Source organism: Marinobacter excellens LAMA 842, assembly GCF_001574445.1.
In the GTDB taxonomy this organism is placed as follows: domain Bacteria; phylum Pseudomonadota; class Gammaproteobacteria; order Pseudomonadales; family Oleiphilaceae; genus Marinobacter; species Marinobacter shengliensis.
The window spans coordinates 13,966-39,823 of the sequence record NZ_LOCO01000021.1; the positions used below are offsets into that span (position 1 = coordinate 13,966).

Consider the following 25,858-nt stretch of genomic DNA (forward strand, 5'->3'; position numbering starts at 1 on the left):
TGTTTGGGGCTTTTGTGTCAAGGGCTTCGGGCTTATCGTTTGTTGTGTAGTAGACTGGTTGTGTTGGGGGAGGCGGCTGTGGTGACTTAAACGGACGGTTGTGGAGTAGTTATGAAAGTTCAGAACGCAATTGAAGCAAAACTTAAAGACGGGTTTGCCGCGCAGCTGCTGGCTGTGGAGAACGAGAGCCATATGCATTCGGTGCCGCCGAATTCGGAAACCCATTTCAAGGTGACGCTGGTGTCGCCGGAATTTGCCGGTCAGATGAAGGTTAAGCGGCATCAGGCCATTTATAAAGTGTTGGCGGATGAGCTGGCGGGGCCTGTGCATGCTTTGGCGTTGCATTTGTATACGCCGGAGGAGTGGGCGGCCAGTGGTCAGGCGGCGCCGGATTCGCCCGGTTGTATGGGTGGGTCTAAGGGCGATGACGCCATGGCTGAAAAATTGGGACAGGGAGTGAATTCATGAGTCAGTTTTTCCAGATCCATCCTGAGAATCCGCAGAAGCGGTTGATCAACCAGGCGGTTGATATTCTTCGTAAGGGTGGGGTGATTGTGTATCCCACGGATTCCGGGTATGCGCTGGGTTGTCACCTGGGTGACAAGCAGGCGGCGGATCGTATCAAGCGTATCCGGAAGCTGGATGACAAGCATAACTTTACGCTGGTGTGCCGGGATTTGTCGGATATTGGTGTGTACGCCAAGGTGGATAACACTCAGTACCGTTTGCTGAAGACGTTCACACCGGGGCCGTATACGTTCATTCTGCCAGCCACCAGTGAGGTGCCGCGCCGGTTGTTGCATCCCAAGCGTCGGTCTATTGGTGTGCGGGTGCCGGATAACGAGATTGTTCGGGAGCTGCTGGGCGAGTTGGGCGAGCCGATCATGAGCAGTACCCTGATTCTGCCCGATGAAACTGAGCCGATGACCGATCCCTATGAAATCCGGGATGTTCTGGAACATGAGCTGGATTTGATCATTGATGGCGGGTTCTGTGGGATGGAAGCGACTACAGTGGTGAACTTTCTTGGGGATGCGCCCGAGGTCACCCGGGTTGGTAAGGGCGATCCCGCCCCGTTTCAGGTTTAACGGTCAAAGACCAATGCCACCCGGGTATCAGGCCCGGGTGTTCAGGTTGAAGGCGTAGCGTTGTACGCTGTTACCGAAGTCGGGTTGGCCGCTGTTGGCGTTGCGTTTCAGGCTGTCGTAACGGTGGATGACATCCTGTAATCCGTTGAACTGCTGGTTGTCGCTGAGCAGTGAATCCAGTAGGGAGTTGTTCACGCCGTAGGCCTGATTGAGCTTCAGGGCGTTATCCATAAAGTGCAGTGTCGGTTCGCTGACGCTCAGCCGACTGAAGGCTTCCCGGAAGCCCCGGTTGTTGTTCAGGTCCATTTCAATTCTTTCGCGAAGCTCCTCGGGCAGCTTCCCCTCAACTACCGCATTGCCGTTCTCACCTTTTCCCACGCTCAGGGCCGTTGCCGGGTGCAGGTTGTACTCGGCAAGTTTGTGCCGGAGGGTTTCACGAACAAAGGAAAGATCCTGTGCAACGGTCTGTTTGTACTGGCCGAGTGGGAGCTTGCGAGCTTTCAGGCTGCCGGGGTCCAGCTCTGACTGCCCGGACGGGGTAAAGCGGTCATCACCCGGGCTACCGGCGGCTTCGGGTTGCTTCGTGGCAGCGGGTTTCTCACCATCAGGGTTGGCTGCCGGTGCCTGGCGGCTGTCCATGGCTTGCTGAAAGCGTGTGCTGGCTTGTATCAGGGATGTCAGCAAAGACATGGTGTATTTCCTCCTCGGCGGTAAATAACTGCCGGAAATCCGTTTATGGGTTGTGTTTGTGAGTAATAAGCAGGTTTTGGGCCAGGTTGTTCTTGAGGTTCGGCAGTCTGTACTTGCGCGGAAATGTAAAACTTTGCAACGAGTGTCATAGGGATCGCATCGGGCTGATCTGGGTCATATAAAAATTGACGTATGTCTATAAAGTTATGCCCGAAACTGCCGTCATAACAGATGGTTGTTCAGTTGATCTTCCGCTGCCGGGGTACCATGAAAAAACAACACTCGATCCGTTTTCTGCTGCTTGCGGCCCTGGCCGTTGCGTTTTCCATCATTTTGGCGTTTACGGTTGTCTACAGCGCCCATTCGCAGCGCGCGCACCTTGAGGAATACAGCCACAAGTATGTGGACGGGCTGGCAAAATCCTACTTTGACGGGCTCAACACCATGATGGTTACAGGCACCATCAACAACCGGGAAGTACTGCGCGATCGGGCAAAGGCATCCGAGGACGTGCTGGATATCCGGGTGGTGCGCAGTGACCAACTGAATGCGATGTACGGCGCCGGCAATGCGGAGGAGAGACGTCGCGAACCTGAAGATCTTCGAGCATTGCGTGGCGAGCGGGTGGAGCTCTACTCGGCAAATGACCAGGGCCGGGTTTATACCCTGATTGAGCCGGTTATTGCCGAGGCAGACTATCAGGGCGTGAATTGCCTGGGCTGCCACCAGGCCCAGGAAGGCGACATTCTCGGTGCCATCCGGGTGGATTATTCCCTGGCCCAGAGCGATGCCCGCCTGCAACAGCAGTTACTGGTGGGCGGTGGTGTTCAGGTGGTCATTTTCGTTGTGATTTTCTTCCTGACCGCGCTGGTTCTGGGGCGATTGGTGTTCTCCCGGTTACGTGGGTTGCATGACAGGATGGATGAAATCTCCCGGAATTCGGATCTATCCATCGAGCTGGATGTTACCCGTAACGATGAAATTGGTTCACTGTCCCGCGCCTTTAACCGAATGGTGGCGAAGATTCGGGAGAGCATGCATACGGTGATGGACAATGCCGCCCAGGTTGAAGCCGCCGCACGAACCATTGCCGGCAAGGCAGAGACCACGGAGCGTGAGGTTCTCGCTCAACGAGACAATACCGATCAGGTAGCCAGCGCCACTACAGAGATGGCGGCATCCGCAGTTCAGGTGCGGGAGAACGCGGTGAATACCGCTCGCAAATCCGCAGACACAGCGAAGGCGGCGGAGACCGGTGAACAACTGGCTCACAACGCCGTGAAAGGTATTGAGACACTTAACACCGAGGTGCAGAGCGGTGCCCAGCGAATCGAACAGCTGGACCAGCGCACCACCGAAATGGCCACCCGGCTGGAGCTGATTTCCGAGATTGCAGACCAGACCAACCTGCTGGCCCTGAACGCCGCCATCGAAGCCGCCCGCGCCGGTGAACAGGGCCGTGGATTTGCGGTAGTCGCTGATGAAGTGCGCGCGCTGGCGTCCCGCACCCAGGCCTCCACGGAGGAGATTCGCAACACCATAGATGGCCTGAAAAAAGAGGTGGTGGATTGCGTGGGCACCATGCGCCATGCCTCTGAGCTGGCGCAGCATCAGGTGGAGTCGATTCTGAAAGTGGAAACGGAATTGCAGACCATTGCGGCGGCGGTGCGCGAGATCACCGGCCTGAACGAAGAAATGGAAAGCGCGGCCAATGAACAGAGCGATGTGTCGGAATCCATCAATCACAACGTGATTGAAATCAGCCGTTCTGCGGAGCAAACCTCCAGCGACGCCCAGGAAACCGCCCGTATTGCCGGTGACCTCCTGGCCATGGCCGAAACTCTGCGTAAGACCATCGAGCAGTTCCGGTTGTCACAACACTGATTCCGGCCGCTGGTACTGGGGCGCTCAGCCCCGGTGATCCGACACGAAAGGGTTGGTAGCCCGTTCCTGGCCGAAAGTGGACATAGGGCCGTGGCCGCAGATGAAGTTCACATCATCCCCCAGGGGGAACAGTTTTTCCCGGATGGAATGAATCAGAGTGTTGTAGTCGCCTTTCGGGAAATCCGTTCGGCCGATAGAGCCATTGAACAGCACGTCACCCACCTGGGCCAGCTTTGATCCACGATGGAAAAACACTACATGGCCCGGCGTGTGGCCCGGAGTGTGCAACACCTCCAGGGTTTCATTGCCAACGGTCACCGTATCCCCGTCTTCCAGCCAGCGGTTAGGCGTGAACACCTCCGGCGCCGGAAACCCGAACATCTGCGCCTGCATGGCCAGGCCCTGAATCCAGAAGTTATCTTCCTTATGGGGGCCTTCGATGGGCAGTTCTTCCGACTTTGCCAGCTCGGCGGTACCGCCGGCGTGGTCAATGTGGGCGTGGGTGAGCAGAATTTTCTCCAGGGTAACGCCTTCGGCTTTCGCTGCTGCCCGAATGCGATCCAGATCCCCGCCCGGGTCTACGACCGCTGCTTTATGGGTTTCGGTACACCAGAGCAGGGTGCAGTTCTGTTCAAAGGGAGTGACGGGAATCACGCGGTACTTCAGGGACATAATCTGCCTCGGGTTGTAAACTTTCTGACAAGTTTACCAAGGCGACAACAGGTGAGCCATTGAACAACTACCTCGAGAAAATCCTTCAGGGCCAGGCCATCAACTACGAGGCCTTTCTGAAAAAGTTGCCGGATGTCCTGCGCCAGCGACATCGTGAGCTTTTTTCAACGGAAAAGGCGGGGCCGAACCGCTGGCGGGTAACCGTTCTGGATGAGGCTGCCTTTGAGGCGCTTCGGGAGCAGGCTGCAGCCCCGGTGAGCCGGGTAGATGCGGCGAGGAAGGGCGATTCCCACCGCCATGGCACCGAGGTGAGTTTCCTGCTGGTGTATCATCACGCCTTGACCGGCCACCGGCCGGACTCGGTAGTGATTGCCGGGGATTCGGTGGATATTGCTTATACGCCTGCATCCCGGGTGCTGGTGGTGGAAAACGAACGCAATTTTTATCATTACCGCCAGATGCTGGCCTTTACCGGGGAGTGCCTTGGCGAGCCCGTGGCTCTGAAAGATTGTGATGTAGTACTTGGCGGAGGTAACCGGATTACCCGCACGGCAGACCTGAACTGGCTGGCCGGTTACGATGAGGTGCTCTGCGCCTTTGATTACGATGCCGGCGGCCTGCAGATGTTTGCATCGGTGCGATCGGCGTTGGGCAACAAAGCCTGCTATCTGCAGCCGGCTGACTGGCAGCTCTGGCTGAGCCGCTTCCGCAAAACCCCGGACGCCACCGAAAGGTTTACAAAGGCCATCATGCTGGCGGAAGATCTGGGGTTTGTGTCATTGGCGCAGGCTTTCCGGGCCACCGGCAAATTCATGGAACAGGAGATGATTCTGGATGAGTGATTCACAGGCGAGCGCGAGCACCTTTACCTTCGGCATTCGCCGCCTGGTGCTGGTGGATTCCGCCGGCTTCTGTTATGTGGAAATTCCGGTGGATAACCATGGCCTGATTCTGGGGCCGGGCAATCTGGGTAAATCCAGCTTGCTGAACTCCCTGCGCCTGTTCCTGTTGCCGGAGAACAACTTCAAGAACAGCCGCAAGAAGTTTGCTTTCCGCAACGCCAGTGCCGGCAGTTTCTACACCAACGAAGAAAGCTACCAGCACTATTTCCCCAGCCAGTTCAGCTTTCTCATCATGGAAGCGGAGAACCCGGCGGGCACCCATTGCCAGATTCTATACCGGGACAACGCCAGCCAGCTCAGCTATGGCCGGGCCTTTGTGCCCGTGAGCTACGACCAGCTGCGGCCGCTGTTCTGGAATGGCGACGATGAAGATGGCATTGGCCAAGCGGTGCCGGAGTTGTCGTTTAGCCGGTTATCCGAAGCCCTGAAAAAGCTGTCGAAAGATACGAAGCTGGTCAACGACCCCGCCAAACTCAAATCCATGCTCTACAGCAGCGAGCTAATGAACGCCAATGCCGTGCGCTATTCGGTGTTGCCGTTGGGGGAATCCGACGAGCGCCGGGTGCAGTCCCTGCGCACGCTGATTTTGCTGCTGTTCGAGATGAAGGCCGACGACCAGGCCATGGCCAATGCGGTGGCCAGTATCATCGAGGCGGACAAGAAGTTTGCCGATGATGCCTTCGATTTCAACATCGACGATTTTCTGAATCGCCATGACCAACTGAAACAGCAGCAAAGCCAGCTCAACCGAATCGAGAAGGAGCGACCAAGGTTTGAGAAGCTGAACCGCGACTACCAGGCCTATCAGACTTTGCTGCGCAGCCAGCACGATTTTGCCGCCTTTCGGGACGGCGTGGCCAGTGCCCTGGCGGACATCGGCGCCAAACGGCGGGTGGCGCTGGACGCCTTTAACGAACAGAACGACACCCTGCGCCACGTGCTGCAAACCCTGAAAAAACTGGAACAGGAAGTCAGCGGACTGAAAGGCGAGATCCGCTCCGCTGACCGTCGCATCAAGCAGGCGGAGCAGAGTCAGAAAGACGGCGAGCTGCTGGTTGCGCAATACGGCGAGATGACCCTGCAGGAAATCGCGGACATCCAGACCGAAGAATTGGAAAGCAAGAAGGGCCACCTCGCCGCCCTGAAAAGCGCCGCCCAGGCGGAGATTCGTCTGGAACAGATCCAGCGCAAGAAGCTGGACCTGGAACGACAGCTGGAAAGTCTGAGAGACCGGGAAAGCAAGCAGCAGTGGCAGTTGCAGAACCAGCTGGACGAAGCCACCGCCGCGCCGCTTCGTGCTGTCGATCCCCGGTTGATGATGGCCAGTCCGGGTCAGGATCTGGATGCGGACAGCAAGTCCACTATTGAAGCCTTCGCGCGATTGTTCATACCCAACGATCAGGGTTTTGACTGGTTTGACGCCGAATACCAGAGCCAACCCGCTCGCCACACCAACTTTGCCGAACAGCGGCATCACATCGAAAGTGAACGAAACAGCCTTGAAAGAGAACGTTCAGAGCTCGCGGACACCGCCAATCAGGAACACGACCGGCCCCGGCTGATTGAGCGAACGGAAAAAGAAATCCGCGCTATTGAGAAAGACCTGGAAACGCTACAGCGCTATCCGGCGGCGGCCACTACCCTGAAAGACGCGACGGAGGAAAAGCTGGCGGCGGAAGAACAGCTCGCCAAACTGGACGAGCAAGCCCGCCTGGAGCAGGAAAAACAGGACGCGGTGCAACAGAAGGCCGCCAAGGCCAAGGCTGAGAAAGACCGCATCGAGGAACGGGAGCGGGAGCTGGCGGGCCTGAGCCGTAGCGTAGGCACCGTTGAACACCGCTTCCCGCACCTGAAAGCGGTGGACGCGGAACAGCCACTGGCCATTGAGAAAGTCTCCGCTGCCGCCTTTGACGACCTGCAAACCCAGCTGGACGATCTGGAAGAACGGCGCCGCAACATACTCGATCACCTGCGCCAGTTCGTTTATCTGGGCATCCACGAGGACAGCGACGGCGAGTTGCAGAAAGATAGCCCAGCGTCGTCCATTATTCGTGAGACCTTCAAGAGTCTTGCGGACCTGTTCGCCGGTATGGCCGAGCGTTGGCAGGTATTGGAAGAGCAGATTGCCATCCACAACGAGACCGTGGCCAGCTACCGCCAGGCGTTGAAATCCAACCACGAACACATTGCGCGCTTTGAAGCCCAGCTCAATCGGGAGCTGGACGGCGTTCGCATCAACGACCTGGTGGAAATTCGGGTGGACATCCACACCGACCCGAAATTCCGCAACCTGGTGGAAGAAGCCAACAACATCGACCCGTACGGCAACCAGTTGCAGTCCGACGCCTTCTACGACCGCCTGCGGGTGTTTGTGGCCGACTTTTTCGGCGAGCAGGGCGGCAGCAAACGCCTGACCATGGACAAGGTGATCACCGGCATTTCCTACCGCACCCGCAAGGAAAACGCCGCGAACCTGGACAAGAAAGGCCAGTCCACCTCCACCACCGCGCTGATCAACCTGGAACTGGTGTACCGGCTGCTCAAGCGGGTGCTGTACCCGGGCGTGCAGTTGTCGTTCCCCATGGTGCTGGATGAGCTGGCCAGTGTAGATATCAGCCAGATGCCGTCCTTGCTGGAACGGCTGCGCAGACAGGGCTTCAACCTGTTCTCCGCCGCCACTCACAGTGCCAGTGCCGAAGTGATCTACCTGATTGGTCGGCACCTGGAAGTGGGGCAAATGCGCACGGCGCGGCCATACAGCCCGCAACGGACCCTGGTGTTCTGGGGCGGCGCCGAAGGCTTCACCGGCGGCGAACCGCTGAGCCATTGGGCGGACCAGACCCAAAACAGCCTGCTGGAGCCGGTGGATGAGTAAGCGCTTCAGCACCCTGGATACCACCCGGCTGCTGTTCGAGCACCCGAAGATCCTGTTCCGAATGATCGAACGCATGGACCGGAATGAGGCCCGCTACATTCGTGAAAGCGACCTGGTGACCGAGGTGATGGACTATACCGGTAACCTCGGTAAGGCCGACCGGGACCGGGTCCGGCTGGCCATGAACACCGACAACCTGTTCCGTAGCGGCCTGATCATCGACATCATCAAGGCCGACGGCGAGCGCCGGCTGGTGTTCCAGGACGCCCTGATCAATCTGATGCGCGCCTGTAACGCCTCGCTGTATCAGGAGCTGACCGACGCCCGCCTGCGGGGCCATTTGGTGACCCTGCGGGATGTACGCAACCGCCTTGAAATCAGCAGTTTCAGTGAAGCAGACCCGGATTACACCGAACTGCGGGACGACCTGAACGAACGGGTTAGCCAGCTCATCGGCCTGTTGCGCCAGAACGTGCTGCGGATGCAAACCATCAGTGCCCAGCTGGCGGACTTGTCTGGTGATGCCAGCCGGGCACCGGAAAAGTACCTGGAGTTTCGCCATAACCTGTTTGAACAAATCGTGACCCTTTACGACCGGCACATTAAACCCACCCTGGTCTTCCTGAACCCGGACACCCGTCTGCCCGATGGCAGCAATTTGTTCGAAACCCTGGAAGCCATGGTCCGTTTGCTGGAAACCAACGACAACCACAGCCTGGCGGACCAGATTTTCCGCTCGTCCCTCAGCCTGAACGCGCTGTACAAACCCATTCAGGCAGTGGCCCAGGAAGTGGAGCACTTCCTGCGCAAAACCCGCCGGGGCATGGCCCAGTACAATGCTATGGAGCACTTCTACGGCAAGCTGCGGGCGCTCAAAGACGACACCGAAACCCTCAGCCTGCGCCGCAAGTGGCTGGAAGGTGGGGAGTTTGCCCGCAGCACCGGATTTCTGGTGGGGCTGCGGGCACAACAGCGGCCCAAGCATTATGCCTTTGGCCAGTCTTCCAGCTACTACCAGCTGTTGTTCAGCGAACTGGACCTGCGCCTGAGTGATCTTCGCCGCAAAGCGGAAGTGCCGGTGCTGCAGGAAGTGGATGGCAGCGGCCGCCATAGTCGTATCGACGTTCAGCGCATCAACCAGCTTTACCAGTGGCTGGAAACGCTGGAGCTGAGGCCTACGGCGGATCTGGTGCGGGAGCTGCACGGCCGGCTGGATGGTTTTATTCCCGGCTACCGCTTTCCGGACCTGCTGGCAGCGTTGAACCGCTTGGTGAATTCGCCACCTGAGGGTATGCAGGTGGTCACCACCAACCGCTTCCGCACCCTGGAGCAGGCGCCGGACAGCGAGCAATTCGTCTACCGAAAACGCCGGCTTGAACCCGGCGTAACCGACATCAAACAAGAGCCAAGCCATGCCTGATTTTTCTGACATGACCGAGACGGAAAACAGCCTTAGCGCAGCGCCCGTCGGCAGCTTCGAGCAGATCCTGCCCGCCCACAGCGCCGCCATCTACCGTGAGTTCCAGGCCGGCCGGGTGATCGTGCGGGACGTGTGGGACAACAACCGCTCGGAGCTGCGGGCCAATCCACTATACAACCTGCTGTACAACCACTTATCCCACTTTCGCACCTTTTACGAACACCTGGGCAGTGAGCTTGTATTCAATGAAACCGGCGCATTTTTCTTCCTGAAAGAAAGCAGCGACGATGAGAGCGAAGAGCACGATGAGAACGCCTTCAGGGTACAAGTAGTGTTGTTGTTGATTGGTCGTTACTTTGCCCGCAGCGGGAGGGATCTGGATTACCTGGGGCGGCCAGACGCCGGCCTGAATGAGCAGGACCTTGAAGCTATGGCCGGAGACGACGAGTACCAGGACATTCTCCGGGCCGCCCGGTTCGAGAAAGGCCTCACGGAAGCCCTGGATTACCTGGAGAAGCGAAATCTGGTGTTCCGGGCTGGTGCCGGGCGGTATTTTCTTAGTTCTGCAGGCCTGTATTTTCTCGGCCAGCTGGTGCAGGAATATGAGCAGGCCTGAGCGGTTTCAGGCGTAGGCCACGGCGTTACGGCCACTGGTTTTAACGCGATACATGGCGGCGTCCGCCTGTTTCAGGAGGTCTTCCGCCGCCAAGCCGTGGTCCGGATAGAGCGCAACGCCAACAGAGGCGCCTATCTGGATATTGTGCCCCTGGATGTGGAAAACATCGTTCAGAACGGCGACGATTTTGTCGGCAATAGGCTTGGCGTCGTCATCGCCATGCAGCGGCCCGGTAATCACCACAAACTCGTCACCGCCTCGCCGGCCCACCACATCGCTGCTGCGAATGCAGTGTTTCAGACGCTTGCCAACATTGCGTAGCAGCTCGTCACCCACCTGATGGCCATAGTTATCATTCACAGGCTTGAACTTATCCAGATCCAGGAACATCAGGGCAAAATGGCTGTTATCCCGGCGCGCCTGCTGAATGGCCTGCTCCAGGTGGTTCTCCAGTGCCACCCGGTTAGGCAGGCCGGTCAGTTCATCGTAATGGGCAAGCCGGATCATCTGTTTCTCGGCCTGTACCCGCTCCGTGATATTGCTGAAGGTCAGCACCAGTTGCCGGATCTGGCCATTTTTGTTTCTGACGGGTGACACCGTCATCAGGTTGGGAATGGTGAGGCCCTGATGGCCCTTCAGCCAGACCTCACCTTGCCAGGCGTTCACCGTGACCAGCTGTTTCCGAATCTCCTCCAGAACAACACCTTTTCCTTTCTGACAGTCCAGAAAGTCTGTCAGTGGCTTGCGATGTAACGCTCTGTTTGCTTCACCGGTAATGTCGGAAAAAGCAGGGTTGGCCCGAACGATCATAAAGTTTGCATCGGTGATCAGAATCGCCTCATGAGTGTGTTCGAACACCTGGTAGGCCAGCCGCAGCTCTTCGGTGGAACGGGCGATCTGAGACGTTTGCTTTACCATCGCGCCGACAATCGGTTTCAGTGACCTCCAGACCAGCAACCCCGCAAGCGCAGAGAGCATAAGGATAGCCAGAATACTGATCATGATATCAACGATAACGTCGGCGAAAACCCGTGAGGTTCGGGTGTACATATGCAGTTCCCAGCCATAACCCGCCAGTGGCCGGTGGAACGTGAGCACTCTGGAACCATCGTCAAGCCTTGCCCGGAAAGCACCGGAGCGGTCTCGGGTGGACACTCCCTGCCTGACAGCCAGGCAGCCCTCAGGGGCCGTTAGCTCGATCTGATCCGTCTGTGGGTTCAGGATAATACGCTTGGTTCTCTGGCTGTCGAGCAGACAAAGTGATGAATCCGGCTGACCCTGGAAGACCTGCGCCAGAGAGTCCGGCGAGAACAGGAGCTGGTCATAACCTACCACCCGTCCTTCGGCCAGTATTGGGCTTGCTGCCTGCAGCAGCGGGCCGCTGGTTTCGCCGGACACCAGCGCGAATGCATTGATGTCCAGGGTATCGGAGAGAGGGATATCCGCAGGTAGATCATTGGCCCAGGGCCCGACCCTGACCAGTTCGTTGCCGGCAGCGTCGTATCGGATTAATACTGCAAGGTCTTCTATGATTCGGGCTGCGTCTTGCAGTCTCGGGCGGGAAAACGTGTGCACAACACCGGCTGAAACCTCACCTTTGGCGTGTTGGCCCAGCACCTTTGCCAGTTCTGAGCGGCTGGCGGTCTGGCGGGCCAGGTCCTGGTGCTGATCAAAAACAGCTCTGACGTTCTCTGCTTTCGCGTCTGCAACGCCCTCAGCTGTCTGTGCCGCCTGGGTGTGAATCTGGTTGATCAGTGGAGCAGAAACCACTGCGGCAATAATGATGCCCGTCATAACCACGGCAACAATGGCGGTGGTGATGATGCGGCGTTTCTGCTCAAAAATATCCATCAAGACGGGTCCGAAAAGCACTACCTGAGGCAATGGTATCCGTTTCTTGCAAACCGTAAAGCGGATTGCGGTACTTTTATGTAATAAACTGCTACGGGTCAAATGGCTTGCACTCTCCTGTGTTCCTTGAAGGGACAGCGGTTAGCGATGCATGACTCCTATGGTGCCGGCGTTCCGTGTAGACTAAAACCTTTCAGGTTGCCGGGAGTACTCGATGCAAGAGCCTGTGCTGTTCAGAACCCACCGTCGCCGGAGTGTGCTCTGGCTGGCACTGATTGCGCTGGCTGTTGCCGTGCTGGTGGCGGTTCGGTTTCAGCCGCAACCGGTGGAAGAGCGGCTGGTACGCCTGCATGCCCAGGATGTATTTGGCGCAGGTTCGACGGTGCTTGCCGAGCCACTGCCGGTGCAGGCCCTGCTGCTTGATTATCGGGACGACCGCCTGCTGTTGTTGAAGGCCCAGGCGGCGCTGCAGGTGTACCCGGAACACACCAGGTTTCTGATGGAGTTATTCGGGGAGGAACCCGAGTTCCAGGATGCCTTGAAAGCCCACGGTGAGTATCTGGTTCCCCCTGTGATTCACTTCTACCAGAACCCAGTTCGGTCCATCGAAGTAATGAATCGCGTGGCCGGAACCCGCCAAACCCTCACACCCGAACAGCGCGCCTGGTATGCCGTCAATTTTGCCAACAAGGAAGGGCAGGATTTCACCGGTCAGTTTGTGGTGGGCCCGGACGGGAATGTCGAGTGGATCTGGACCGATCGCATCACCGAAGGCGTTACCCAGTTCTTTACCAGCGGCATTCGCACCCTGGAATCCCGGTATCGCACCGATCAGCCCATTCGTGCCAGCGATGTGGGCTGGGCCGCCGTGGATGCCATTGTTATCGGCAGTGCGGTGAAGTTTCTGAAAGCGGGCAGGGCGGCAGCCACCACGGCGCGGGCTTCTACCGTCACTGCCCGTTCAGCGGCTTACAGCACGCGCCTTGCCCGGGCCGGGCGCATGGCCTCGGTTATGGTTGGTCATGCCAAATGGCCCGCCGTGGCTGCCCTGGCCTATGTGGCCGTTCGACACCCGTTGGTGCTGAACGACCTGTTCGCCGGCGCTGCCAAAGTACTCGGCGTGCCACCGTGGATGGTACAGGTACCCGGCTGGTTCCTGATTCTGCTGCCGTTCCTGTTGCTGTTACGCTGGATGACGCGGGTTTGCCTGTGGTTTGTTCCCGCCAGGCGCTCCCGAGTGCAGTAATAAATTTTGGGGTCAGACCCCAAGACATTTGAAGCGGTGAAATGTTCTGGGGTCTGACCCCAAATTACCAGGCCAGCCAGATAGTGTGCCTGGCTCCCTTGCCGGGGCGCAGGGCCCGCACAACCACCGGTTCCACCGAGAACCCGGCACGGCGCAGGCGTTCGGTGAAGGCGTGTTCCGGGCCGGCGGACCAGTAGGCCAGAATGCCGTCCCTACTCAGGGATTTCTGGGCAGCAGCAATGCCTTCGGGTGAGTAAATCCAGTTGTTTTCCTTGCGGGTAAGGCCTTCCGGGCCGTTATCAACATCCAGCAAAATGGCATCCCAGTTGCCATCACCCTGTCTCAGAAGTTCTGCCACGTCGCCTATGTGCACCTGGGCTCGGGCATCGTTCAGCGGATAGCCGGCCGCCGAGCCCAGGGGGCCACGGTTCCATATTTCAACCTCCTGGACCAGCTCCGCCACCGTCACCCGCGCTTTTTCACCGGTTGATGCCAGTGCCGCCGCCAGGGTAAAACCCATCCCCAGCCCGCCAATCAGAATACGCGGCTCTGGCAGATGGCTCAGGCGTTCACAGGCCAGCGTGGCAAGGGCATCTTCAGAACCATGCAACCGGCTGTTCATCAGTTCACCAGGCGCCCCAGCGATCTTGATGGAAAACTCGTCATTGCGCTGCAGCAGGCGCAAGCGGGTGCCGTTGCCGGGGATGGTTGCGGTGCCAATTTCGTTAAAGCGGGCCATTCGATGGATTCCGGTGGTGACAGGGTAGGCGGCATTGTAACCCCAAACTGGGCGCAGCTAAGCGTGAGCGCTCCAAATATTCGGTGTCAGAATATTTTACATGTGAGTGGTGCGCCGTTTTGCTGGCCGTTTGAAAACCCAGTGATACGTGCCATGGTTCGATAATTGCTTTAAATTACCCTGATGGATCATAGGTAAATCGAGGGACTGAACGCGTGAAGAATCTACTGACTATTGTGCTTGCCTGTTTGGCGCCGGCCGCAAACGCCGCGCTAATCACCTACAGCTACGACCACCCCATTATGAACCCGTACGAGAGTCATAATGCCACCGCGATAATCGAGGTTGATTCGGTGCTGCGTGGCCTGGTTTCTGTTCAGTTTACCAGTGACCCGATAACGTTCAGTTGGACTGGGCTTGTACCGTTGATGTATGACCAACCGATATCCGATACCGACGCCCTTTACGAGAACGGATTCGAACCCTTTGTGGTAGATAACTTTGAGTTTTTCCTTTTTCTCGACCTGTTTTACCTCGAGGCCGGCAAGGATATTTTCGACAACCTGCACCTCACCGCACCGTTTGAGGGTGCGCACGTCGGTAATCGGGACTCTGGGGACTACTACTGGCTGACTGGTCGCCTTAAGAAGATTGCGCCGGCCAAGGTCCCCGAGCCTTCCAGTCTATTGCTGTTGCTTGCGGGTTTGCTGGGGATTGCCGGGTACCGATGGGTCAAGTCAATCAGGGGCGTTTCCCGGGTACCCTGCTAGAGGCGGTTGACCTTCTCTCTCAGGGTGCAAGAGTGTTCAGTGGTCGAGGGTAATAACAACACTTGAATAAGGTTGTTTGGTACCCCCGGCAGGACTCGAACCTGCTACCTTCCCCTTAGGAGGGGGACGCTCTATCCAGATGAGCTACGGGGGCATTTCAGAAGAGGCGGTATGATAGCCGGCAAGGGCTTGTGGCTCAAGGGGTGTCCGGTTATGGTTGGGCCTTGTTCTCTTGGTCTGTCGCTTTTATGGATGCCAATACCCGGATTGCTTTGTCTTTAAGCGTGGTCGTACCCGTGTGGCGGGAGGCGGCCGGTATTGAAGAATCTTTGCAGAGGCTACAGCCCATCCGCCAGGCCGGTCACGAAGTGATTGTGGTAGACGGCGGCAGCCCGGATAACACGGCTGACTTGTCGCGCCCGTTGTGTGACCGGTTGCTGGTATCTGAACCTGGGCGGGCAGTGCAAATGAACGCGGGCGCTGCCGCTGCCCGTGGCGGCCTGATTTTGTTCCTGCATGCGGATACGCGCCTTCCCCCCGATGCCCTCGAACAGTTAACTGAAAGCCAACGCCTTGGTCGCCCCTGGGGGCGATTTGACGTTCGCCTGAGCGGCCGGCACGTCATGTTTTCTGTGATTGCCTGGTTTATGAACTGGCGCTCCCGGCTCACCGGCGTTTGCACGGGGGACCAGGGTATTTTCGTGCGTCGGGACGTGTTCGAGGCGTTGGGTGGCTATCGCGCCATGCCATTGATGGAAGATGTGGAGTTGTCCAAACGCCTGAAACTGGTGGCACGCCCTTACTGTATTTCTTCGGTGGTAATTACCGACAGCCGGCGCTGGGAGCAGGGCGGTGTGTGGCCCACAATTGTGCTGATGTGGCGCCTGCGTTGGCGTTATTGGCGGGGCGACAGTCCCGAATCCCTGGCTGCCCTTTGGCGGAGGAACGTGCGCCATGCTAGACACTGATCATTCACCGGCGATTCTCATGCAGTTTGCCAAATGGCCGCAGGCGGGCCGGGTCAAAACCCGGTTAATTCCGGCCCTCGGTATTGAGGGCGCGCTACAGGCCCATATCACCCTGAGTCTGGAGGTACTGGATAATCTGTGTGCCACGGGCTATGACGTCAGCTTCTGGTGGGATCGTCCGTTGGATCAGCCGCCTGAAGAAGCTGCTCCCTTGCTGGCCAATATCGAAGCAGCCAAATTGCCCCAGTCTTTTCAGCAAGGTGGCGATCTGGGGGAGCGAATGGCCAGGGCGTTGGGGCAGGGTATTGCATCTCATCACCGGGCGGTGGTGATTGGCAGTGATTGTCCATCAGTAGACCCCGGTTATGTGCGCTCCGCGGTAGCGGCTCTGGAGCATTACGATGTGGTGCTGGGCCCGTCGGATGATGGTGGTTACGTGTTAATCGGTGCTCGCAGGCTGGCGCCCGGTGCGCTGGAAGGTATTGCCTGGGGTACGCCAGATGTTATGCAGCAAACCCTGCAGAGGATGGATGCGGCGGGGCTCAGCGTTTACCTGCTGGAACCCCGCTGGGATGTGGACGAGCCGGAAGACTGGCAGCGCTTCCGGCGTATGGTTGGCCAACGTTAGCGTTCTACTCGGGCTGGCACGGCATCCCGCTGGCGCAGTCGGTCAAGAACGGACCGGCTGTTCTCGCCATCATCGCCCGTAACCACCAGCAGTGCCCTTTGGCGCTCTATCATGGCGTTGCGGAAGGTCGTTTTCAGCTGATCCAGGGTAACTTTTTGAATGGCGTCCGCCAGGCGCTCCCGGCTGTCGAAGGCGGTGTTCCCCCGGTCGATTTCCCGCCAGTAACGGCCCGACACCTCACCTAACTGCCGGTCTCGCTGAAGCAACTGGCTGATCACCGCTTGTTTCTCCCGAGCCAGTCGCTCGGACGTTAACTCTGCCAGACGGTCTGCGTACCCTTCAGCGAATTCCATCACCGCCTGGTCAATGGCTTCAGCCGTTGCTTCCGGAGATTGCACAACCAGCCCCAGGGCCGGTGTTTCCAGTATCTCGAAAGCGGTGGCGTAAACGATGTAGCCCAGCTGGCGGTTGGTACGGATGTCCTCATAGAAGGGGCTGCTCAGAATCTGCGCCAGCAGGCGGAACCTTGCCCGCTCCTCATAGGAGGTGTCGCGCCCCTGCAAGTACAGCGTATAGCCGGTATCCGGGTGTTCCAGAGTCAGCGTCGCCAGGGTTTGACCCTGCGGCAGCTGGCGCATGCGCGAGCGGTCTACCGTGGTGCGCTCCCGATTGTTCAATACCATGGCCTGAACCTGCCGTGCCATATTCAGTGTCGCTGCCTCCGTCAGGTTGCCGTGGGCCAGCATTACCGGGTCTGTTTGTGCAACCAGGCGGGCGCCAAAGGCTTCCAGTTCGTTCAGGGTGACTTCACGCGCGGCAGCGAGTTTATCCGGTACCGGAAAGGTGCCATCGATGAGGGCCGTTTGAATGAATTCCGAGGTTTGCTGAACCGGCCGGTCTTTGGCTTTGTTCTCAAGACCATCGATCAGTCTCTGCCGGGCAACGTCGAAACGCTGCTCAGTAAACTTGGGATCTGCAAATTCCAGCAGAATCCGGTTCACCAACTTGTAGAGCTTGTCGTTATAGCCACCCACCCGGATGGTCACACCCCGAAGATGTGGGTAAATGCTGTAGTCCAGCCCGGCCAGCCGCGCAGAATAGGCCCAGGCGTTCAGGTTGGTATCGATGGCGTCCACCAGCAATTGGGTTAGCACCTCGTTGCGGGCGGAGGATCTCGCCTGCGGAGTGCGCAGGCTGATAAACACGTTGGCTTTGGGCGTGTTGAACTGGGTGTCCCTGGCGTACCAGACAGCCAGGCCATCCAGTTCGTCCAGCAGCACTGGCTGGGCCATGGTGTTTCCGGGCACCAGCTCCAGGTTTTCCGGAACAAACGGATTGGCGGCGGGTAGGGCCAGGCGCTCAGCCAGCGTGGACTCTACTTCACTTTCGACGCTGAGCGGCGCTCTCTGCCAGGGTGTCTGATACCACTGCGTAAACTGTGGCGCTTCGAAATTCCGGTTGGGGGCAAACACCCAGACTTTGAGGTTATCGGGTGTCAGGCGTTCCAGAAGCGCTTTGTACTGTTCCGGAGCGTAACGATCCATCAGCCAGGGCGCGCTCAACAGATCTTCCGGTGGATAGTCCCGTAAAAGGCTGGATAGGCGCATGGCTTCGCGCATCGGCTCACTGCGCTCGCGAAACCGGAAGTCAATCACCGCAAGCTGTTTCATTTCCTCGAAGCGGTCTTCGTTAACTCCGGATTGCCGGACCTTGTCGATGTACCGAAACGCCAGCGCGATGATCTCGTCCTGCCGTTCGAGGCCTTCGCGCGTGAGAGACATACGGATGTCCAGCGTGGCATGATCCCCGGTATCCATTCCCAGCCCGGCCGACAACGACTCCACCAGACCCGCCTGTTTGAGGGTGTCAAACAGGCTGCCGGGGCCCTCGTGGCCCAGTAGATTGGCCACATAGGATGCCGGTTTGGTCCGGTAATTGTCCCGCTGCGATGGGATCGGGAACGACAGCGTCATGCTGCGGGAATCTCGCAGGCTTTCAGCAGTAATGCGTTCGGGCAATCTGCTCTCAACGTACAGCGGCTGTGGGTGTGTCTTGGCCGTCAGGTTTCGGTTTTCGATGGCGATAAAGCGTTCCCGGACCATCTGCTCTAACTGGTCGAGGGGCTGCGGGCCGTAAACTGCCAGTGTCATGATGTTGGCGGAATACTGGTCCTGCCAGAACTGGATCAGGTCTGGTCTCAGGGGATTCTCTTCAGTGTTTTCCAGGGTTGTCAGGTTACCGACGGCAAACTGACTGAAGGCGTGATCGGGGTTGCCCCCGGCCTTCAGAACAGACAGGAACCGGCGGCCATCTTCCTTGAGTTTGGCGGTGTACTCCGAGTGCACAGCGTTACGTTCCCGGTCGACCAGCTCCGGTGTGAACAGCGGGTGGGAGAACTGCTGGGCGAAGCGGTCAAGGGCCGGCTCAAGGAATTCTGCCTCGACATCAAAAAAATAGTTGGTGTCGGCAAATGCGGTAAAGGCGTTATGACTGCCGCCATGGCTGCGAATGAACTGCTGGTACTCGCCCGGGTCCGGATACTTCTCGGTTCCCAGGAACAGCATATGTTCCAGGAAATGTGCCAGACCCTCGCGGTCGGCGGGGTCGTTGCCGCTGCCAACGGCGACATTCATTGAGGCGGCTGCTTTGTCGGCTTCGGGGTCTGAGGCCAGAATCACCCGCAGGCCGTTGTCCAGTTCCAGAAACCGGTATTCGTTAGGGTCGTTGGGGCTTTTGGTCGGCGATGCGCCGGCAACAGCCAGAGGGCTGAGCAGCACACTGCCAAGTAAAAATAACAAAACAAACTGGAAACGGTACAGGTTCTGGAACACGGGGCGGTCAGCTGTCATGGTGCCTCTTCTGTCCGGTCAAAGTGGGGGTTTTGCTCAGTGCATGATCCCGGATTGGGTGCCAGCGGGTTGCTGGTCCAGGGTTTTGCGGGCAAGGCTGGCGGCTTTGTCGGCGTCCAGTTCGCCCGAAGCGATACGTTCAAGTACGGTTGCCATGATGGCAACGGATTGCCGATATTCGGAAAACTCCGCCTGGAAAGCTTTGTCGATCGCCTGATAGACCGCCTGGATCTTCTCCTCCCGACTACCACTGTTAGCGGCGGTGTCGTTGATGGCCTTCAGGCAGGCGCGGGCGATGGCAATGTAGCGTTCGGTATTGGGGCTGTCGTTTTGCATGCTGGTCTGGTAACTCTCAGGATCGTGGCTAGTTAGTGACGCCGTCTGGCGCGGTAAGTTCCCGATTATCGCATTGCCGGGCGAGCCTTGCATTGCCCATCGGTAATTGTGGTCGCAAGGCTCGCAGCAGGTGTTTACTGTGCTAATCTCAAACTCAGTGTGTCGGCAACAGGGACATTTTCTGCCAGGCGGAAGGCCGGTTTTTAGAGTAAAGGCTCTAACAAAAACAAAGGGTTACAGAGCAAAAGCTCTAAAAAAGTTCGATACATGAAAGTTGCAATTAAGTACAATGCCGGCCAATGGAATGCAGGTAAGACTTTAGTCTTACTCGTGCTGGTGTAATGACAACAACAGAGCAACAGGCAGGATGGAGTACCTATGAATTATTTCCTGACAGGCGGTACCGGGTTTATCGGCCGCTTTCTGGTTGAAAAGCTGCTCGCCCGAGGCGGTACCGTGTATGTCCTGGTACGTGAACAGTCCCAGGGCAAACTCGAAAAACTGCGCGAGCGGTGGGGTGTGGATGAGTCCCGGGTAAAGGCGGTCATTGGTGATCTGACCAGCAAGAACCTCGGAATCGACGCCAAGACCCTGAAATCCCTCAAGGGAAATGTCGATCACTTTTTCCATCTGGCGGCGGTCTATGACATGGGCGCCGATGAAGAGTCCCAGGCGGCCACCAACATCGAGGGCACCCGGGCGGCGGTTCAGGCGGCTGAGGCCATGGCGGCCAAGCACTTCCACCATGTGTCATCCATAGCGGCGGCAGGCCTGTTCAAGGGCACCTTCCGGGAGGACATGTTTGAGGAAGCCGAGAAGCTGGACCACCCCTATCTGCGCACCAAGCATGAGTCCGAAAAAGTGGTGCGGGATGAGTGCAAGGTGCCGTTCCGTATCTATCGCCCCGGCATGGTGATTGGCCATTCCGAAACCGGCGAGATGGACAAGGTTGACGGCCCTTACTACTTCTTCAAGATGATCCAGAAGATTCGCCATGCCTTGCCGCAATGGGTTCCCACCATTGGTATTGAAGGCGGCCGCCTGAACATTGTGCCGGTCGATTTCGTGGTGAACGCCATGGATCACATTGCCCATCTCGAAGGGGAAGACGGCAAGTGTTTCCACCTGGTGGACTCTGATCCCTATAAAGTGGGTGAAATCCTCAATATCTTCAGCGAGGCGGGCCACGCTCCCAAAATGGGGATGCGTATTGATTCCCGGATGTTTGGCTTTATTCCCCCGTTCATTCGCCAGAGCATCAAGAATCTGCCACCGGTTAAGCGCATCGCCAGTGCCGTTCTGGATGATATGGGCATTCCGCCGTCGGTAATGTCGTTCATCAACTATCCGACCCGTTTCGATGCCCGTGAAACTGAAAGGGCGCTGAAAGGCACCGGCATCGACGTGCCGCGCCTGCCAAGCTATGCGCCTGTGATCTGGGACTACTGGGAGCGTAACCTGGACCCGGATCTGTTCAAGGACCGCACCCTGAAGGGAACAGTGGAAGGCAAGGTGTGTGTTGTCACCGGTGCCACTTCCGGTATTGGCCTGGCAACTGCCCAGAAGCTGGCGGAAGCCGGTGCAATCCTGGTGATTGGCGCCCGCACCAAGGAAACCCTGGACGAAGTGGCAGCCGATCTGGAAGCCCGTGGCGGTAATATCCACGCGTACCAGTGCGATTTTTCCGACATGGAAGACTGTGATCGCTTTGTAAAGACGGTTTTGGATAATCACGGCCATGTAGACGTACTGGTGAACAATGCCGGCCGGTCTATTCGACGCTCGCTGTCCTTGTCGTTTGACCGTTTCCACGATTTCGAGCGCACCATGCAGCTGAACTACTTCGGTTCTGTGCGCCTGATCATGGGCTTTGCGCCGGCCATGCTGGAGCGCCGCCGTGGCCATGTGGTGAATATCTCGTCCATTGGGGTACTGACCAACGCACCACGTTTCTCGGCCTATGTGGCGTCGAAGTCAGCGCTGGATGCCTTCAGCCGGTGTGCGGCGGCGGAGTGGTCTGACCGTAATCTGACGTTCACCACCATCAACATGCCGTTGGTGAAAACGCCGATGATTGCGCCGACCAAGATTTACGATTCGGTACCCACGCTGTCACCGGATGAAGCTGCGCAGATGGTGGCGGATGCCATCGTTTACCGGCCGAAGCGTATTGCGACTCGCCTGGGTGTCTTTGCCCAGGTTCTGCACGCCCTGGCGCCGAAGATGGGTGAGATTATCATGAACACCGGTTACCGGATGTTCCCGGATTCTCCGTCTGCCGCTGGTAGCAAGTCGGGTGAAAAGCCCAAGGTGTCGACCGAGCAGGTGGCGTTCGCGGCCATTATGCGAGGTATCTACTGGTAAGCTGTCTCCAGGCAAGAAAAAACCCGCTTCGGCGGGTTTTTTTGATTCTGGCGGTTATCAGCTTGTCGCTTCTTCCTCTGGCTCAATGAGCGGCGGCGGAAAACCGCCCAGCTCTTTCCAGCGGTTCACGATGCCGCAGAACAGGTCAGCGGTTTTTTCTGCATCGTAGGCTGCGGAGTGGGCTTCCTTGTTGCTGAAGGGGATGCCCGCCAGCTTACAGGCTTGCGCCAGCACCGTGTGGCCATAGGCAAGGCCAGCCAGGGTTGCGGTATCAAAGGTGGAGAACGGGTGGAACGGGTTACGTTTGATGTCGGCCCGCAAGGCAGCCGCAAACACAAAGTTGTGGTCAAAGGTGGCGTTGTGGCCGACCAGAACCGCACGCTTGCAGTCGTGGGCTTTCACCGCCTTGCGGATCGGGGAGAATATTTCGCTCAGGCCTTCCCGCTCAGGAACTGCCTCACGTTCCGGGTTCCAGGGGTCGATGCCGGTGAAGTCCAGGGCAGACTGCTCCAGGTTGGCGCCTTCGAAGGGGTCAATCTGCTGTACGTGGGTTTCCCCCCGGCGCAGCAAGCCATCGTCGTCCATGGTCAGTATGACGGCGGCAATTTCCAGCAGGGCGTCCCGCTCCGGATTGAAACCGGCGGTTTCAACATCGACAACCACAGGCAGGAAGCCACGGAAGCGTTGGGACATAGGATGTGGCGGCTTGTTTTCTTCTGACACTCGAACTCCGATGTTCGTGTTATGAATGAATGATGAGTTACGCCATGCGCCAGTGAACGGTTTCACCGGCCTTCAAGGGTACGATGTTACCGTCGGCCAACGGCAGTTGCTCTGGCATGGTCCAGGGCTCACGTACCAGGGTAATGGTGTCGGTGTTTCGTGGCAGGCCGTAAAAGTCGGCGCCGTTGAAACTGGCAAAGGCTTCCAGTTTGTCGAGAATGCCGAGTTCCTCAAAGACGTCTGCGTACAGGCCAATGGCGCCGTAGGCAGAATAGCAACCGGCGCAGCCGCAGGCGGCTTCCTTTTTGTCGCGGGCGTGGGGGGCGGAATCTGTGCCCAGGAAGAAGCGCGGATCGCCGCTGGCAACCGCCTCGCGCAGGGCCAACTGATGCTTGTTGCGTTTCAGGATCGGCAGGCAATACAGGTGGGGGCGGATACCGCCCACCAGCATGTGGTTGCGGTTGTACATCAGGTGCTGGGGCGTCAGGGTGGCGGCCAGGTTGCCGCCGGTGTGGGCGCGCACAAACTCGGCGGAGTCCGCCGTGGTGATGTGCTCCAGGACCACTTTCAGGGTCGGGAAGGCCTCGATGGTTGGGCTCAGGACCCGTTCCAGAAACACTTTTTCCCGGTCGAAGATATCAATGTCGGCATCCGTGACTTCGCCGTGAACCAGAAGCAGCATGCCGCACTCGGCCATGGCTTCAAGTACCGGGTAAATATTGCTGATATCGGTAACACCCGATTCTGAATTGGTGGTGGCGCCCGCGGGGTAGAGTTTGGCAGCGACAACGCCGGCGGCCTTGGCTTCCCGAATGGTTTCGGGGGTCATGCTTTCGGTCAGGTACAGCGTCATCAGTGGCTCGAAGGCGGTATTGCCGGCGGCTGCCCGGATCCGGTCACGGTAGGCCACGGCGGCTGCGGCGTCGGTTACCGGTGGCACCAGATTGGGCATGATGATCGCCCGGCCAAAGCAGGCGGCGGTGGCCGGCACCACGCTGTTCAGTACAGCACCGTCGCGCACGTGCAGGTGCCAGTCGTCGGGGCGGGTGATGGTGAGTGTTCTGGTCATGATGGTATCCGCTAAGCAGCCAAAAAATTTTGCGGATTATATCAGAAGGCGGATGGGAATGTTTTTGCTAATCCAGTCCCTTTGTGGCTCAAGTAATCATTTTGAACGCCGTTAAACAGTCATGTTGGAAACAGACCCGGTTTTCGAGGCGCTCTCACAATGACTTATTCGCTTCACCATTTGCTTCATCAAAAACTGGCAGCTGCAGGCGTGTCGGCTTTGCTTTCAGTGACAGCTACGCCTGTTTTGGCGACAAGCTACGGTGCCGGCATTGAGAACAGCCAGTGGTACCTGTCGGAATCTGTGTTTGAGTGTTCCCTGGTACACGAGGTACCGGGATACGGCAGGGCGGTTTTCCGCCATCGGGCCGGCGAAGCGTTGAGTTTCTATCTGGAATCCGAGATCCCGGTGATGCGCCCTGGTCGCGGCCAGCTAGTGGTGGAAGCGCCAGCCTGGCGTCCTGGCGTGGCGCCCCGGGCCATCGGCTCGGTAACGGTCTCTGACCAGCCCAGGGCGGTCACGGTCAGCAGTCGTGAGGCAACGCTGATGACTCAGGGCTTGTTGCAGGGGATGCGCCCGACCGTCACACGAGCTGCCCGTTATGATGACCGGCCCGTGCGGGTCCAACTTTCCAACGTTAATTTCTCAGGCCCGTACTCGGGCTACCGGGAGTGCGTATCCAGCCTGCTGCCGGTGAACTACGACCAGATTCGTCGTTCCCGAGTGCCGTTTGCCAGCGGCAGTACCAGCCTGTCTGATACCGACAGGCAGCTGCTGGATAACATCGTGACCTACGTAATGGCGGATTCCACCGTTGAGCGGATATTTGTGGACGGCCATTCAGACAGTGTTGGCAGCCGCATCGATAACCGGGCGCTGTCCGAAGAGCGGGCGAATGTGGTGGCGGACTATCTGCGATCCCGCGGTATCGATGATGACCTTCTGATTGTGCGTGGGCACGGTGACCAGTTCCCGGTTTCCCGCCGGCATGCGGATAATCGCCGTACCACCATTCGCTTGCAACGGCAGGGCGAGCGCCCCGAGTTACAGCAGGCGAACGGCCCGGGTATGGATTTCTCAGGCTGAATGGAGCGGGACTTGTCAGTAAACCGTGCTGAGCAGGTCCAGGTGGGCGGTGACGCTTTCGGCCAGCGCTTTCAGGTGATATCCCCCCTCCAGAGTTGACACAATCCGGTCGTTTGCGTGGTCATGGGCCACGCTGATCAGCATTTCCGTCAACCAGCGATAGTCATCGACTTCCAGATTCAGTTCTGCCATCGGGTCGAGTTTATGGCCATCAAAACCGGCGGAAATCAGTACCAGCTGCGGGCGGAAATCCTGCAATTTCTTAAGCCACGCTGCTTCCACCGTTTTACGGTAGTCCAGAGCCGAGCAGTTGGCCTCGATCGGCGCATTGATAATGTTGTCCGCCTGGCGATGCACATGGGAGTGCGGATAGAAAGGGTGCTGGAAGCTGGAGCACATCAGGATGCGTTCGTCTCCGCCAACGATGTCCACGGTGCCGTTGCCCTGATGCACATCGAAATCAACGATCGCAACCCGTTCCAGGTGATGGAAGGTGAGGGCGCGCATGGCTGCCAGTGCCACGTTGTTATAGAAGCAGAACCCCATGGATTTGGAGCGCTCGGCATGGTGCCCGGGTGGGCGGGCGCAGACAAACGCGTTGGTCACCTGACTACTCATTACCATATCGACCGCCTGGATATTGCCGCCGGCGGCCAGTCGGGCGGCGCGCAGGGTATCCGGCATCATGGCGGTGTCCGGATCGGTAAACACCCGGCCCCGGGTAGGCTGCATCATATCCAGCTGTTGAAGGTAAGTCTCGGGGTGCACCGTTAACAGCTGGTCACGGGTAATTTCTTCCGGTCGAACCCAGTCCAGATCCCGTTCCAGGTGAGTGTCTGCCAGATACGCGAGGATGGTGGAGATTCGCTCAGGGCATTCCGGGTGCTCCGGGCCCATATTGTGCTTCATGCAGTCATCGTGGGAGAAAAATGCCGTGGTCATACGTCTAGCCTGAACCCGAATATGCTTATTTTTCAGGCCATGTTATCAGGGAAAACCGAAGTTTGTCGTATTTCTTTGGTCTAATGGTTGTGATACCGGATTTACATCAGGAAATACCCATCTAAGATAAGTTATACATT

Annotated in this window: 22 protein-coding genes and 1 tRNA gene; 13 read left to right on the plus strand and 10 right to left on the minus strand. The window is 58.0% G+C overall.

The window, feature by feature from the left end:
- The first annotated feature begins 111 nt into the window (after window positions 1-111).
- Together J122_RS15465 and J122_RS15470 are read left to right on the plus strand one after the other, a co-directional pair.
- The gene (locus tag J122_RS15465) at window positions 112-468 is read left to right on the plus strand and encodes a BolA family protein (protein WP_061333109.1); all 357 of its coding nucleotides are present in this window, start codon (window positions 112-114) and stop codon (window positions 466-468) included.
- Entirely contained in the window at window positions 465-1,088 is a 624-nt protein-coding gene (locus tag J122_RS15470; protein WP_061333110.1) for an L-threonylcarbamoyladenylate synthase, read from the plus strand. The genes J122_RS15465 and J122_RS15470 overlap by 4 nt, the downstream gene beginning before the upstream one ends.
- 27 nt (window positions 1,089-1,115) lie before the next feature.
- Here the strand turns inward: J122_RS15470 and J122_RS15475 are convergent, their stop codons facing one another.
- The gene (locus J122_RS15475; RefSeq protein WP_061333111.1) at window positions 1,116-1,778 is read right to left on the minus strand and encodes a hypothetical protein; all 663 of its coding nucleotides are present in this window, start codon (window positions 1,776-1,778) and stop codon (window positions 1,116-1,118) included.
- A 267-nt stretch (window positions 1,779-2,045) separates the two neighbouring features.
- On the opposite strand from J122_RS15475, the gene J122_RS15480 reads away from it, so the two are divergent.
- Window positions 2,046-3,662: a methyl-accepting chemotaxis protein gene (locus tag J122_RS15480; protein ID WP_061333148.1), complete on the plus strand. Its 1,617-nt coding sequence runs from the start codon at window positions 2,046-2,048 to the stop codon at window positions 3,660-3,662.
- Between the two features lie 24 nt (window positions 3,663-3,686).
- On the opposite strand, the gene J122_RS15485 is transcribed toward J122_RS15480, so the two are convergent.
- The gene (locus tag J122_RS15485; protein ID WP_061333112.1) at window positions 3,687-4,334 is read right to left on the minus strand and encodes an MBL fold metallo-hydrolase; all 648 of its coding nucleotides are present in this window, start codon (window positions 4,332-4,334) and stop codon (window positions 3,687-3,689) included.
- A gap of 59 nt (window positions 4,335-4,393) precedes the next feature.
- Between J122_RS15485 and J122_RS15490 the strand changes: the two genes are divergently transcribed.
- From J122_RS15490 to J122_RS15505, 4 genes are read left to right on the plus strand one after another with little or no spacing between them, the layout of a single operon-like run.
- On the plus strand, window positions 4,394-5,176 hold the full coding sequence (locus J122_RS15490; protein ID WP_061333113.1) for a Wadjet anti-phage system protein JetD domain-containing protein: 783 nt from the start codon (window positions 4,394-4,396) through the stop codon (window positions 5,174-5,176).
- Window positions 5,169-8,111 carry a hypothetical protein gene (locus J122_RS15495; protein WP_061333114.1) on the plus strand — a complete coding sequence of 981 codons (2,943 nt, stop codon included), beginning with the start codon at window positions 5,169-5,171 and terminating at the stop codon, window positions 8,109-8,111. The genes J122_RS15490 and J122_RS15495 overlap by 8 nt, the downstream gene beginning before the upstream one ends.
- Window positions 8,104-9,531 carry a hypothetical protein gene (locus tag J122_RS15500; RefSeq protein ID WP_061333115.1) on the plus strand — a complete coding sequence of 476 codons (1,428 nt, stop codon included), beginning with the start codon at window positions 8,104-8,106 and terminating at the stop codon, window positions 9,529-9,531. Before J122_RS15495 ends, J122_RS15500 begins: the two co-directional genes overlap by 8 nt.
- Entirely contained in the window at window positions 9,524-10,147 is a 624-nt protein-coding gene (locus J122_RS15505) for a condensin complex protein MksE (protein ID WP_197463858.1), read from the plus strand. Before J122_RS15500 ends, J122_RS15505 begins: the two co-directional genes overlap by 8 nt.
- A gap of 6 nt (window positions 10,148-10,153) precedes the next feature.
- Here J122_RS15505 and J122_RS15510 read toward each other — a convergent pair whose 3' ends face one another.
- Entirely contained in the window at window positions 10,154-11,998 is a 1,845-nt protein-coding gene (locus tag J122_RS15510) for a diguanylate cyclase domain-containing protein (protein ID WP_061333116.1), read from the minus strand.
- 214 nt (window positions 11,999-12,212) lie between these two features.
- Between J122_RS15510 and J122_RS15515 the strand changes: the two genes are divergently transcribed.
- Complete coding sequence (locus J122_RS15515; RefSeq protein WP_061333117.1) at window positions 12,213-13,244, plus strand: hypothetical protein; 1,032 nt, start codon at window positions 12,213-12,215, stop codon at window positions 13,242-13,244.
- A 64-nt stretch (window positions 13,245-13,308) separates the two neighbouring features.
- Here J122_RS15515 and J122_RS15520 read toward each other — a convergent pair whose 3' ends face one another.
- Complete coding sequence (locus tag J122_RS15520) at window positions 13,309-13,983, minus strand: spermidine synthase (protein WP_061333118.1); 675 nt, start codon at window positions 13,981-13,983, stop codon at window positions 13,309-13,311.
- 215 nt (window positions 13,984-14,198) lie between these two features.
- On the opposite strand from J122_RS15520, the gene J122_RS15525 reads away from it, so the two are divergent.
- Entirely contained in the window at window positions 14,199-14,753 is a 555-nt protein-coding gene (locus tag J122_RS15525) for a PEP-CTERM sorting domain-containing protein (protein WP_061333119.1), read from the plus strand.
- 77 nt (window positions 14,754-14,830) lie between these two features.
- Here the strand turns inward: J122_RS15525 and J122_RS15530 are convergent.
- Window positions 14,831-14,907, minus strand: a tRNA-Arg gene (locus tag J122_RS15530).
- Between the two features lie 94 nt (window positions 14,908-15,001).
- On the opposite strand from J122_RS15530, the gene J122_RS15535 reads away from it, so the two are divergent.
- Together J122_RS15535 and J122_RS15540 are read left to right on the plus strand one after the other, a co-directional pair.
- Complete coding sequence (locus J122_RS15535; RefSeq protein WP_061333150.1) at window positions 15,002-15,721, plus strand: TIGR04283 family arsenosugar biosynthesis glycosyltransferase; 720 nt, start codon at window positions 15,002-15,004, stop codon at window positions 15,719-15,721.
- Complete coding sequence (locus tag J122_RS15540; RefSeq protein ID WP_061333120.1) at window positions 15,708-16,349, plus strand: TIGR04282 family arsenosugar biosynthesis glycosyltransferase; 642 nt, start codon at window positions 15,708-15,710, stop codon at window positions 16,347-16,349. The genes J122_RS15535 and J122_RS15540 overlap by 14 nt, the downstream gene beginning before the upstream one ends.
- On the opposite strand, the gene J122_RS15545 is transcribed toward J122_RS15540, so the two are convergent.
- On the minus strand, window positions 16,346-19,198 hold the full coding sequence (locus tag J122_RS15545; protein ID WP_061333121.1) for an insulinase family protein: 2,853 nt from the start codon (window positions 19,196-19,198) through the stop codon (window positions 16,346-16,348). The genes J122_RS15540 and J122_RS15545 overlap by 4 nt on opposite strands.
- Before the next feature lie 36 nt (window positions 19,199-19,234).
- The gene (locus tag J122_RS15550) at window positions 19,235-19,534 is read right to left on the minus strand and encodes a hypothetical protein (RefSeq protein ID WP_061333122.1); all 300 of its coding nucleotides are present in this window, start codon (window positions 19,532-19,534) and stop codon (window positions 19,235-19,237) included.
- Window positions 19,535-19,912: 378 nt separating this feature from the next.
- Between J122_RS15550 and J122_RS15555 the strand changes: the two genes are divergently transcribed.
- Entirely contained in the window at window positions 19,913-21,898 is a 1,986-nt protein-coding gene (locus J122_RS15555; protein ID WP_061333123.1) for an SDR family oxidoreductase, read from the plus strand.
- Window positions 21,899-21,955: 57 nt separating this feature from the next.
- Here the strand turns inward: J122_RS15555 and rnt are convergent, their stop codons facing one another.
- Both rnt and pyrC read right to left on the minus strand, forming a co-directional pair.
- Window positions 21,956-22,621 (minus strand): ribonuclease T, encoded by a 666-nt coding sequence (gene rnt, locus J122_RS15560; protein WP_072676981.1) that lies wholly within the window; start codon window positions 22,619-22,621, stop codon window positions 21,956-21,958.
- Window positions 22,622-22,658: 37 nt separating this feature from the next.
- On the minus strand, window positions 22,659-23,690 hold the full coding sequence (gene pyrC, locus J122_RS15565; protein WP_061333124.1) for a dihydroorotase: 1,032 nt from the start codon (window positions 23,688-23,690) through the stop codon (window positions 22,659-22,661).
- 159 nt (window positions 23,691-23,849) lie between these two features.
- Between pyrC and J122_RS15570 the strand changes: the two genes are divergently transcribed.
- The gene (locus tag J122_RS15570) at window positions 23,850-24,776 is read left to right on the plus strand and encodes a flagellar protein MotY (protein WP_061333125.1); all 927 of its coding nucleotides are present in this window, start codon (window positions 23,850-23,852) and stop codon (window positions 24,774-24,776) included.
- 15 nt (window positions 24,777-24,791) lie between these two features.
- Here J122_RS15570 and J122_RS15575 read toward each other — a convergent pair whose 3' ends face one another.
- Window positions 24,792-25,718 carry a histone deacetylase family protein gene (locus J122_RS15575; protein WP_061333126.1) on the minus strand — a complete coding sequence of 309 codons (927 nt, stop codon included), beginning with the start codon at window positions 25,716-25,718 and terminating at the stop codon, window positions 24,792-24,794.
- Window positions 25,719-25,858: the final 140 nt, after the last annotated feature.

Bases quoted from the DNA above. Each gene is read 5' to 3' on its own strand.
- J122_RS15480 (WP_061333148.1), top strand. From the start codon at position 2,046: ATGAAAAAACAACACTCGATCCGTTTTCTGCTGCTTGCGGCCCTGGCC.
- J122_RS15550 (WP_061333122.1), bottom strand. From the start codon at position 19,534: ATGCAAAACGACAGCCCCAATACCGAACGCTACATTGCCATCGCCCGC.
- J122_RS15475 (WP_061333111.1), bottom strand. From the start codon at position 1,778: ATGTCTTTGCTGACATCCCTGATACAAGCCAGCACACGCTTTCAGCAA.
- J122_RS15500 (WP_061333115.1), top strand. From the start codon at position 8,104: ATGAGTAAGCGCTTCAGCACCCTGGATACCACCCGGCTGCTGTTCGAG.
- J122_RS15535 (WP_061333150.1), top strand. From the start codon at position 15,002: ATGGATGCCAATACCCGGATTGCTTTGTCTTTAAGCGTGGTCGTACCC.
- J122_RS15575 (WP_061333126.1), bottom strand. From the start codon at position 25,718: ATGACCACGGCATTTTTCTCCCACGATGACTGCATGAAGCACAATATG.
- J122_RS15555 (WP_061333123.1), top strand. From the start codon at position 19,913: ATGAATTATTTCCTGACAGGCGGTACCGGGTTTATCGGCCGCTTTCTG.
- J122_RS15495 (WP_061333114.1), top strand. From the start codon at position 5,169: ATGAGTGATTCACAGGCGAGCGCGAGCACCTTTACCTTCGGCATTCGC.
- J122_RS15465 (WP_061333109.1), top strand. From the start codon at position 112: ATGAAAGTTCAGAACGCAATTGAAGCAAAACTTAAAGACGGGTTTGCC.
- J122_RS15505 (WP_197463858.1), top strand. From the start codon at position 9,524: ATGCCTGATTTTTCTGACATGACCGAGACGGAAAACAGCCTTAGCGCA.
- J122_RS15470 (WP_061333110.1), top strand. From the start codon at position 465: ATGAGTCAGTTTTTCCAGATCCATCCTGAGAATCCGCAGAAGCGGTTG.
- J122_RS15485 (WP_061333112.1), bottom strand. From the start codon at position 4,334: ATGTCCCTGAAGTACCGCGTGATTCCCGTCACTCCCTTTGAACAGAAC.
- J122_RS15570 (WP_061333125.1), top strand. From the start codon at position 23,850: ATGACTTATTCGCTTCACCATTTGCTTCATCAAAAACTGGCAGCTGCA.
- pyrC (WP_061333124.1), bottom strand. From the start codon at position 23,690: ATGACCAGAACACTCACCATCACCCGCCCCGACGACTGGCACCTGCAC.
- J122_RS15510 (WP_061333116.1), bottom strand. From the start codon at position 11,998: ATGGATATTTTTGAGCAGAAACGCCGCATCATCACCACCGCCATTGTT.
- J122_RS15515 (WP_061333117.1), top strand. From the start codon at position 12,213: ATGCAAGAGCCTGTGCTGTTCAGAACCCACCGTCGCCGGAGTGTGCTC.
- J122_RS15540 (WP_061333120.1), top strand. From the start codon at position 15,708: ATGCTAGACACTGATCATTCACCGGCGATTCTCATGCAGTTTGCCAAA.
- J122_RS15545 (WP_061333121.1), bottom strand. From the start codon at position 19,198: ATGACAGCTGACCGCCCCGTGTTCCAGAACCTGTACCGTTTCCAGTTT.
- J122_RS15520 (WP_061333118.1), bottom strand. From the start codon at position 13,983: ATGGCCCGCTTTAACGAAATTGGCACCGCAACCATCCCCGGCAACGGC.